Below are 8,569 nucleotides of genomic sequence, written 5' to 3' on the forward strand. Positions count from 1 at the left end.
CCACACACGCAAAGCAGGCCTCACAACATAGGGTTGATCCATGGAAGCCACCGAGGTTGTTCTTGTTGCCGATGTTGGGAAGAGCCGTAGCCGCGTGGAGTTGCGCAGCGGCAATGAGTTGCTTGGCGCCGCCGACCAGCATGGCTTCCCCGGTGTGCACGTGGACAACGGACCCACCCTCGCATTCGAACTCCTCCTCGAGACCGTCAGGCTGCTCCCGCCCGGGCTTCCAGTTGGCAGCATCACCAACATTGGCGCAGCCGTTGCCGGTGTTGAGGCGTCCGCGGAGAAGTCGCAGGAACTCGCCAGCATGTTGTCCCAAAGATTCAGTGTCCCCTCGGCCGTGCTCTCGGACGCCACGGCCGCCCAACTCGGCGCTCTCCAAGGAGCCCCCGGCACCACGCTCATTGTGGGCACAGGCGCCGTGGCCTTCCGCTTCGACGAAGCCGGCGTCCTCCACCGGGCCGACGGCTGGGGTCCCTACCTTGGTGATCGCGGCAGCGGCAGGTGGATCGGCCAACAGGGTCTGCAGGCAGTTCTTGAAGCGCACGACGGCGGCCCGGCCACCTCGTTGTCGGCTGCGGCTGGCGCTCTGGTCGAGTCGCCCGAGCTGCTTCCAGGCTGGCTGGCCGAAACAGAGAACCCCTACCGGGCGATGGCCCGTTTCGCGCCGCTGGTTCTACAGGCAGCGGAGGCCGGTGACGCCGTCGCACATGACATTGTGGGCGAGGCGTGCGCCATCCTGACCAATACCGTTAAGCGCGCGAGCGGCACCGAACCCGGCACACCCCGCGTGGCGCTCCTTGGCGGAGTGGTGGGATCGGACTTCTTCTCGGCGCTCTTGCGCAAGTCCCTCGCTTCGGCTGGGATTGAGGTGGTGGTCCCGCTGGGCGATGGCTTGGACGGGGCTGCCCTCGCTGCGACGCGCCGCGGGCTCATCCAGGAAAGGTATATCCACCGTGACGGAACAAACTGGCCCGACTGACGACAAACTTGCGGGCCTGCGCACGGAACTCGCCGGGTTGCAGACCGAGGCCACGGCCGAGGGCCTGGAAAACCTGGACATCCTGGGCACTGAAGAACTCGTAGCTGCGATGCTTGCCCACAGTGCAGGAGTACACGCGGCCGTTGAGGCTGCGAGCCCGGCAATTGTTCAAACGGTCGACGCCGTTGCGGAGCGACTCCAGCGCGGGGGCCGCCTTTTGTATGTGGGAGCCGGAACGGCCGGCCGACTTGGTGTGCTCGATGCAAGCGAGTGCCCACCGACGTTCGGCACCCCGCCGGGACTCGTCGTCGGACTTATCGCCGGCGGAACCAAAGCGATCCAGCAGCCGGTGGAGTACGCCGAGGACAACGCAACTGCCGGCGCGCGCGACCTGCACGATATCAACGTGACTGAAGCTGACGCCGTCGTGGGTATTACGGCCTCGGGCCGGACGCCGTATGTGATCGGGGCGCTGGAAGAAGCACGGAAGCGCGGGGCGTTTACGGCGTCGCTGGCGTGCAACAAGGGCTCGGCCGTGAGTCATCTGGCCGATGCCGCCATTGAGGTTGTGGTGGGTCCGGAGTTCATCGCGGGCTCCACCAGGCTGAACTCCGGCACGGCCCAGAAACTTGTCCTCAACATGATCAGCACCTTGGTGATGGTGAAGCTCGGCAAGACGTACGGGAACCTCATGGTGGACCTGCGTGCCACGAACGAGAAATTGCTGGCCCGCTCGCAACGGACTGTTCAGCACGCAACCGGCGTGTCTGCTGCGGAGGCGGCTGCTGCTTTGGATTCTGTTGGCGGTTCGGTGAAGGCAGCTATTTTGGTACTTCTGACAGGCATCGACGCTGGTCAGGCCAAGGGTGCTTTGGAAGAAGCCGGTGGTTTCCTGCGGAGGGCCATCGAGAACCGGAAGTAACGCGGACGGCGGTGCCCGCCCCAGCGCATAAAGTTGCATGCAGGAGGGCAAATGAATACATACACAGCCGTGCCCAGCGGCGAACAAGTTGTGCAGGAACTGCCGTGGCGGTGGAAAGTCCAAGGGCGGATTTTCCTGATCGGCGGGCTCGGGTTCATGTTCGATGCCTGGGATGTCACGCTCAACGGCATCCTGATCCCTCTGCTGTCCAAGCACTGGTCCTTGCAACCGGCTGACGCCGCGTGGATCGGTACGGCCAACCTGATCGGCATGGCTGTGGGCGCGTTCGCGTGGGGAACCATTGCGGACACCATTGGGCGCAAGAAAGCCTTCACGGCCACCCTCCTGATTTTCAGTATCTTCACGGTTCTGGGTGCTTTCGCCCCGGACATCGTGTGGTTCTGCATCTTCCGCTTCATGGCCGGCTTCGGCTTGGGCGGCTGCATCCCCGTGGATTACGCGCTGGTGGGTGAGTTCACGCCCCGCAAGCAAAGGGGCAAGGTCCTGACGGCCATGGACGGCTGGTGGCCTGTTGGCGCAGCGCTGTGCGGTTTCATCTCCGCCGGGCTGGTTGCGGCCTTTGGCGACTGGCGGCTCACCATGCTGATCATGGTGCTGCCCGCGTTGTTGGTCTTCTGGGTTCGCCGATCTGTTCCTGAGTCGCCGCTATTCCTGATTCGGGCGGGCCGCCGTGCCGAGGCTGCGGCGGTGATCGATGGTCTGGTCGAGGCAACCGGCGCTTCGCCGCGGGCGTACAGCTTGCCCGAACCGCAGGCGGCACCCCGGCTCTCCCCCGGCAGCGCTTGGGCCCAGTTGCGGGGGATCTGGCAGTTCAACTGGAAGATCACCACGGCGGCTTGGGCGTTGTTCTTCAGCATCTTGTTGGTCTATTACTTGTCGCTCACATGGATGCCCCGCATTCTCATCGGCGCCGGGTTCGAGGAGTACAAGGCGTTTGTCACGACGGCGAGCATGGCCGCCGTCGGACTTCTGGGCGTGGTGGTAGCGGCGCTCCTGGTGGAGCGTGTGGGCCGCAAATGGATCCTGGCCATCACCGGTCCCCTGTCCGCGCTGACGCTGGTGATCGTGGCCTTTGTGGTGGACGTGCCCTCGGCTGCCGTGTTCTGGCTGCTGGTGTTCGGGTTCGTGGTCCAGGTGGCCATTCCGGTGCTTTACGCCTACGTCTCCGAGCTGTACCCGACGGAACTTCGCGGCTCTGGCTTCGGCTGGGCTTCGACGTTCTCCCGCATTGGCGCCGGGTTCGGCCCCTTGGTGTTCGCCTCGTTCTTCTGGCCGGAGTTCGGGTTGGCGCAGTCGTTCGCGATGGCTGGTGGGCTGGTGCTGCTGTCCGTGCTGTGGATGGCGTTCTTCGCCCCCGAGACGAAGCAGCGCGTCCTCGAGTAACCCGCTCCCAGCTGGGGGCGGTGCGCTACTTGGCGGCGGCGAGATCTGCGAGGGTCTGGACCAGCAGGCGGCGCTCCACTATCTTGATGCGCTCGTGCAGGGATTCCTCGGAGTCCTCGGGAAGAATAGTCACGGCTTCCTGGGCAATGATGGGGCCTGTGTCCACGCCGGCGTCGGCCCAGTGAACGGTGCAGCCGGTGACTTTCACGCCGTACGCGATAGCGTCGCGCACTCCGTGGGCGCCGGGGAATGAGGGCAGCAGCGCGGGGTGTGTGTTGACGTATTTGCCGCCGAAGGCATCGATGAAGTCGGCGCTGACGATCCTCATGAAACCGGAGGAAACCACCACGTCCGGCTTGTAGGACAGGACTTTGTCGCGCAGGGCTGTATCCCATTCGGCGCGGGTTTCGAACGAGTTGAAGTTGACCACAAAGGTCTCAATTCCGGCTTCGTCGGAGCGCTCCACACCGTAGGTATCGGGCCGGTCGGCGCCCACAGCGGCGATCTCGACATCCAGTTCACCCGACTTCACGGCGTCGATGACAGCCTGAAGATTTGAACCGGTACCGGAGACGAGGACAACAATGCGCATTGCACTAGCTTATGGGCGGCTCGCGTAGGCTGGAAAACATGAATCCCGACGTCGGTTCCAAGCCGAACCAACAACCCCGCTCCGAGGCCGAGAAATCTGCCCTCGGCGTGAGCCAGAACCTCTTCCGTGCCTTCCTCTTGGCGGCTTTGGGTGCGTTCTTCGTGTTCTCCCTGAACGTGGATTACGTGTGGTTGAGCGCCATCCTGACGCTTGCGGCGTTGGTGTTGGGCGTTGTGGTGTTGGTGCGGACGCTCAAGCACAAGCATCCGAAACTGATGCTGTTCGGGACCATTTCGGGCCTGGTTGTCACGGCAGTCATGTGCCTGCTGATCCTGACGTCCGCGCTGTTCTTCAATCAGGTCAGCACGTACCAGGACTGCTCACGCAGTGCGCTGACGGAATCCGCCAAGACGCAGTGCCTGACCCAGCTGGAGAACTCGATGCCGGGGCCGTTACGTTAAGAACCCCGGCGCTACTGAGCGGACCCGCTCAGGCGTGTTCGTCGTCGTACGCTGCTTCGTCCAGGTTCGCTTCGCGCTGCTTCTGGCTGCGTTCCAGCCACGGCCCCACTGCGTAGCCAATCACGACGCCGATGCCCACTTCGGCGGCCAGCCAGACTGCCATCCACAGCGGGTGCGGTCCAATTTCGGTGAGCCGTCCGACGCCTGCTGAACCGCGGGCGATCCAAGCCAACGCCCCACCCAGCAGCCCCGCGACGGCGCCAATGAATGCGCCCAGGAACAGGGTGGAAACGGTGGCGGTGAACCAGCGGGCTTTGATCTTGATGGAGAGCCACTCGTCAAAATGGTTCTCGCCTTCGCGCAGGAACCACCAACCCGCCAAGATCCCGGCCACCACCGGCAGCGCCAAGGCCATGGCCCCGGCGTCGAACTGTCCGGCGGGAAGGGCACCGAGAACCGGGACGGCCGGAAGAGGTCCGACGGCGGTGCCCAGCGGACCCGCTGTTGAACCGACGCCGAGCGAGAAGCCGGCGCCGGTGGACCAGGACAGCGCGAAGATGACGAGGTTGGGCAGGTAGCCGAGCTGCGCGATGGTGAGCACCGCACCGCCAAGGGCCCCAGCTTTCAAACCCTCGTAGACGGCAATAATGTCCGTCCAATGCCACACAATAGTCACGGCCAGGAGCAGTGCGGCCAGGCTAACAGCGGCCATGGCGGCTACGAAGCCTGCCTTCAATGCCGAACCCACATAGGAGCCCGCCCACCGGGAATGCTGGCTGGTCTTCGCGAGCCAAGCGACGGCGTCGACGCCGATCAGCCGGCTCCACGAGCCTGCCTCACGCCGGGCGCCCACGATCATGCCCAAGCCAAAGGAGATCAGCGGGATGGTCATGGCGAACCAAAGGTTGATGACAACTTCCGGGGTTCGGCAGACGAATCCGGTGGCCGTCCCGAAGGCCGCGTACACCACGAACGCGCCAAGGAACGCCTGCCACAACTGGTCTGTGTAGGACGCCCGGGCCAGTCGACGGCCCGCCCGCCATGCGAGCAGGAACGGAATGAGCGTCAGACCAAGCGGAATGAGGGACAAGAGCCCGGAGCCGGGTTGGGCCGCGGTGCCGAGGTTGACGTGCGCCAGCTCCAGCGGAACACCGTGGATCAGCAGCCATGCTTGGCCCGCCAATCGTGCCAGGGAGTCCACGTTCCGGTCCTGGAACCCGTCGGTGGCCCACACCCCCACCAAGGGAAGGATCACAACAATGGCAGAAATGAACGCCGCCTGAGCCGCTTCCAAACCACCCTGTAGCCAAAGGGGCATCGGGAGGCCACGGTTTCCGGTCTGATCAGCGCGCAGTTTCATCGTGATCTATCGTGCCACGGTACGCCGCACTCCCCCGGCAGGCTCCCCTGAAATACCGCGAATTCCAGCGCTTTTTCCAGAGGGCGGCCGTAAAATGGGAGGTGTTCTCCCGGGGACGGAGCCCTCAAAGACCACCTCAGCTCTTCCCCGCCCTGCACAGACTTTGAAAGGCCCGGAAACAATCGAAGCCGGGAACTAGGAGCGGCCAATGGATAGGTGTCACAACTCATAACAGAAAGTCGTACTAGCAGCTGGTGCAGCCGCCTTGGATTTCGTTCCCTAGGCTGCACCAGCCTTCTTTTGTATCTAACCCCTCGCACACACCTGGCTAGAGCTGTGGCCCGTAGATGAACTCCTTGGCGTGGTTGACGGCCTTCTTGAAGGCGTCGTTGCGGAGTGTCACCTGCTCGCGGCTGGCTCCCGCGCTGGGTTCCAGGAACGTCGTTGGTCCTGGGCGGAGCATCCAGATATCCCCGGCCGGCGGGAGGTAGAAGACGCCGAACGAGCGGTGCTCGGGATCGTCAGTCCAGATGGGGACCACGGCCACGGCAGCGCCGGTGTCCGGGTTGATCCATTGAGCGCGGGGCATGGGTTGTTCGTGGACTTCGGGGTCCAGGAACGGTGCCGTCCCTCTCCCCCAGCGTTTCTCGAACCGCTCGTAGAACGCGGGAATGATGTGGCCGTCGTAGGGACGCCAAGCGCTCATGGATTACTCCTGGGTGATCTCAGATTGCGGGGTGAAGGATCCCAACGTGACGGTCCGAACGACAGTGGGGACTGCTCGCGTTGGGGAGCCGTGGATCCGGACCGGTGGAAGCGCACTTTTACGGGCGTCCCGCCCGTACCGCCAGGTGTTCTGCGCGCACTGTCGTAAGCCGCCCGCTTCCCTGGGTCCGACAAAACGACGTACGCCTGCATGATGGCGTGCAGTTCCTGAAGGTCGCCCGCGGAGGTGGTGTCGCCGTCGTCGACCCTTTGGCGTGTGTCCGGGTGGTGAGTCCGCAGCAGTGCACGGTAGGCGCGGGTGATCTCACGGGCCGTCGCGTCCGGCGACACGTGAAGCGTGGCGTAGTGGTCAGGTTGGGTGCTCACCTGCTGCTCCGATTCCTGCTGCGGACTGGGAGATGGCCCCCGGCGTGGGCCGGGGGCCATCAACTCGGGAGACGACGGGCGGGGGTCGCTTTCATGTGCGCTAAAAAACGCTGTGACGTGGCGCGAAGCCTGCGCCCAACTATTCCGATGCGGCCGCCTCCGTTGTTCCCGGCTGTCGCCCTGCCGGTCGGCTACCCCCGGGTGAGCCTTCCGGCAGGGCGGACGGGATTAGGCGTTGATTTCCTGCCTCTGCCCATTGGATTGGATCTCGATGCGCCGCGGCTTGGCCTTCTCGGCGACGGGGATGCGGAGTGTGAGCACCCCTGCGTCGTAGCTTGCCTGGACGCCGTCGGTATCCAAGGTGTCACCGAGGATGAGTTGGCGGCTGAAGACGCCTTGGGGGCGTTCGGCGGCGATCATCTCGGTGTTCTCGCCTGCGGGCGACTTGCGTTCGGCCTTGACGGTGAGGACATTGCGCTCGACGTCGAGGTCAACGGTCTGCGGATCCACCCCTGGCAGATCGAAGGCAACAACGAATTGTCCGTCCTCCTGCCATGCATCCATCGGCATTCCGGCCGGGCGTGCTGTTGTGCCAAAAACCTGTTGGGCGAGCCTGTCGAAATCGCGGAACGGGTCAGTGCGCATCAGCATGTGGTTCTCACTCCTTTGGTCTTGATGCTGATTCTGTTGTTCGTACCAGCCTGTTGGATCTGTATTGGTTGGTATAGATTTTTTATAGCACCAGTGACAAAGTAGATGCAAGTGGTTTTCCGGAAGATTTTTGGAGGTTCTTGATGGCAGCGTCGGATGGTGAGACTGCCGCTGAAGAGTACGACGGCGGTCTGGCGGCTTCTGGTGCGGACGGCACCTCTGGTGGGGACCCGGACTCGCGCGGCGTCTACGCGATCTCGGTGGCGGCGGAGCTGGTTGGCACAGGGCAGCAGAACATCCGGCAGTACGAGCGCAAAGGTCTCCTCACCCCGGACCGGACCGACGGCGGCACTCGCCGGTACAGCGAAAGCGACCTTGCGACGCTGCGAAGGATCGGGGTGTTGCTGGACGAGGGGCTCAACCTGGCCGGGGTGAAACTAGTGCTGGAGCTGGAGGCCGAGAACCGTGGGCTGTCGGAGGACAACCGGGGGCTGGTGGAGCATAACGAGGAGTTGCGGGAGGATAACCGCGGGTTGACGGAGCACAACGAGGAGCTCAGGGCGGACAACCGCGGGTTGCGGAAGGATCTGAAGAGGGCGCGTGGTGACGGCTGAATATAGGCCCTCACCAAAGAGTCCCACCAATTAGCCAGCACCCAATATAACTAAGACTCAACTTTCAATAAACGAGTTCGTCAGCAGCTTTGCGTAGAAAATGAAAGGTGAGCACTCATAGCGAGTGCTTTCTGTGACATACGGTTACTGAACAGCAATTTATCGCAACGTGTTTCTAGTGAACATAAACCATATCCTCTGCCATAGTTATGCCATGACAACTCCAGAGTTCCCGGGGGCGGGCTCACAGCAGCCTTCGCCTCATCACCAGCACCCTCAATTTGCGCAAGGCGCAGGACTCCCTCCGTACACTTCCCCAGCCCCGCCGAGGGAGCCGAAGAAACGACTGAATATTGTCGGCCTTATCGCCCTCATAGCAGCCGTGCTGGGCTTCATCTTTGCATGCGTTCCCGGCGCCTTGATCGTCGGCTGGGTCTTGCTGCCCATCGCATTCATATTGGCTATCGTGGCTCATCAACTTTTAGCGT

At 63.2% G+C, this 8,569-nt stretch carries 10 protein-coding genes and 1 pseudogene; 6 read left to right on the forward strand and 5 right to left on the reverse strand.

Annotated features, from left to right (window positions below; all coding sequences use genetic code 11):
- The first annotated feature begins 40 nt into the window (after positions 1 to 40).
- From EU811_RS19535 to EU811_RS19545, 3 genes are read left to right on the forward strand one after another with little or no spacing between them, the layout of a single operon-like run.
- Entirely contained in the window at positions 41 to 985 is a 945-nt protein-coding gene (locus EU811_RS19535) for an N-acetylglucosamine kinase (RefSeq protein ID WP_142939959.1), read from the forward strand.
- Entirely contained in the window at positions 960 to 1,907 is a 948-nt protein-coding gene (gene murQ, locus EU811_RS19540; protein WP_142939960.1) for an N-acetylmuramic acid 6-phosphate etherase, read from the forward strand. Before EU811_RS19535 ends, murQ begins: the two co-directional genes overlap by 26 nt.
- Positions 1,908 to 1,958: 51 nt before the next feature.
- A complete protein-coding gene (locus EU811_RS19545; RefSeq protein WP_142939961.1) occupies positions 1,959 to 3,311 on the forward strand; it encodes an MFS transporter in 1,353 nt (450 codons plus the stop codon).
- Positions 3,312 to 3,336: 25 nt separating this feature from the next.
- Here EU811_RS19545 and purN read toward each other — a convergent pair whose 3' ends face one another.
- A complete protein-coding gene (purN, locus tag EU811_RS19550; RefSeq protein ID WP_142939962.1) occupies positions 3,337 to 3,903 on the reverse strand; it encodes a phosphoribosylglycinamide formyltransferase in 567 nt (188 codons plus the stop codon).
- Between the two features lie 11 nt (positions 3,904 to 3,914).
- Between purN and EU811_RS19555 the strand changes: the two genes are divergently transcribed.
- A complete protein-coding gene (locus tag EU811_RS19555) occupies positions 3,915 to 4,364 on the forward strand; it encodes a hypothetical protein (RefSeq protein WP_142939963.1) in 450 nt (149 codons plus the stop codon).
- 28 nt (positions 4,365 to 4,392) lie between these two features.
- Here the strand turns inward: EU811_RS19555 and EU811_RS19560 are convergent, their stop codons facing one another.
- The 4 genes from EU811_RS19560 to EU811_RS19575 all read right to left on the reverse strand — a co-directional run bounded on the left by EU811_RS19560 (position 4,393) and on the right by EU811_RS19575 (position 7,467).
- Positions 4,393 to 5,724 (reverse strand): cell division protein PerM, encoded by a 1,332-nt coding sequence (locus EU811_RS19560; RefSeq protein ID WP_142939964.1) that lies wholly within the window; start codon positions 5,722 to 5,724, stop codon positions 4,393 to 4,395.
- A gap of 328 nt (positions 5,725 to 6,052) precedes the next feature.
- Positions 6,053 to 6,430 (reverse strand): hypothetical protein, encoded by a 378-nt coding sequence (locus EU811_RS19565; protein ID WP_142939965.1) that lies wholly within the window; start codon positions 6,428 to 6,430, stop codon positions 6,053 to 6,055.
- A complete protein-coding gene (locus EU811_RS19570; RefSeq protein ID WP_142939966.1) occupies positions 6,427 to 6,816 on the reverse strand; it encodes a J domain-containing protein in 390 nt (129 codons plus the stop codon). The genes EU811_RS19565 and EU811_RS19570 overlap by 4 nt, the downstream gene beginning before the upstream one ends.
- Before the next feature lie 228 nt (positions 6,817 to 7,044).
- Positions 7,045 to 7,467 (reverse strand): Hsp20/alpha crystallin family protein, encoded by a 423-nt coding sequence (locus tag EU811_RS19575; RefSeq protein WP_142939967.1) that lies wholly within the window; start codon positions 7,465 to 7,467, stop codon positions 7,045 to 7,047.
- Positions 7,468 to 7,610: 143 nt separating this feature from the next.
- On the opposite strand from EU811_RS19575, the gene EU811_RS19580 reads away from it, so the two are divergent.
- Positions 7,611 to 8,081: a MerR family transcriptional regulator gene (locus EU811_RS19580; RefSeq protein WP_142939968.1), complete on the forward strand. Its 471-nt coding sequence runs from the start codon at positions 7,611 to 7,613 to the stop codon at positions 8,079 to 8,081.
- Between the two features lie 214 nt (positions 8,082 to 8,295).
- Positions 8,296 to 8,569 (forward strand): annotated as a pseudogene (locus tag EU811_RS24315) (hypothetical protein); the annotation flags it as partial.

Origin of the sequence: Arthrobacter sp. TS-15, from assembly GCF_006964045.1 — a bacterium.
Classification (GTDB): Bacteria; Actinomycetota; Actinomycetes; order Actinomycetales; family Micrococcaceae; genus Arthrobacter.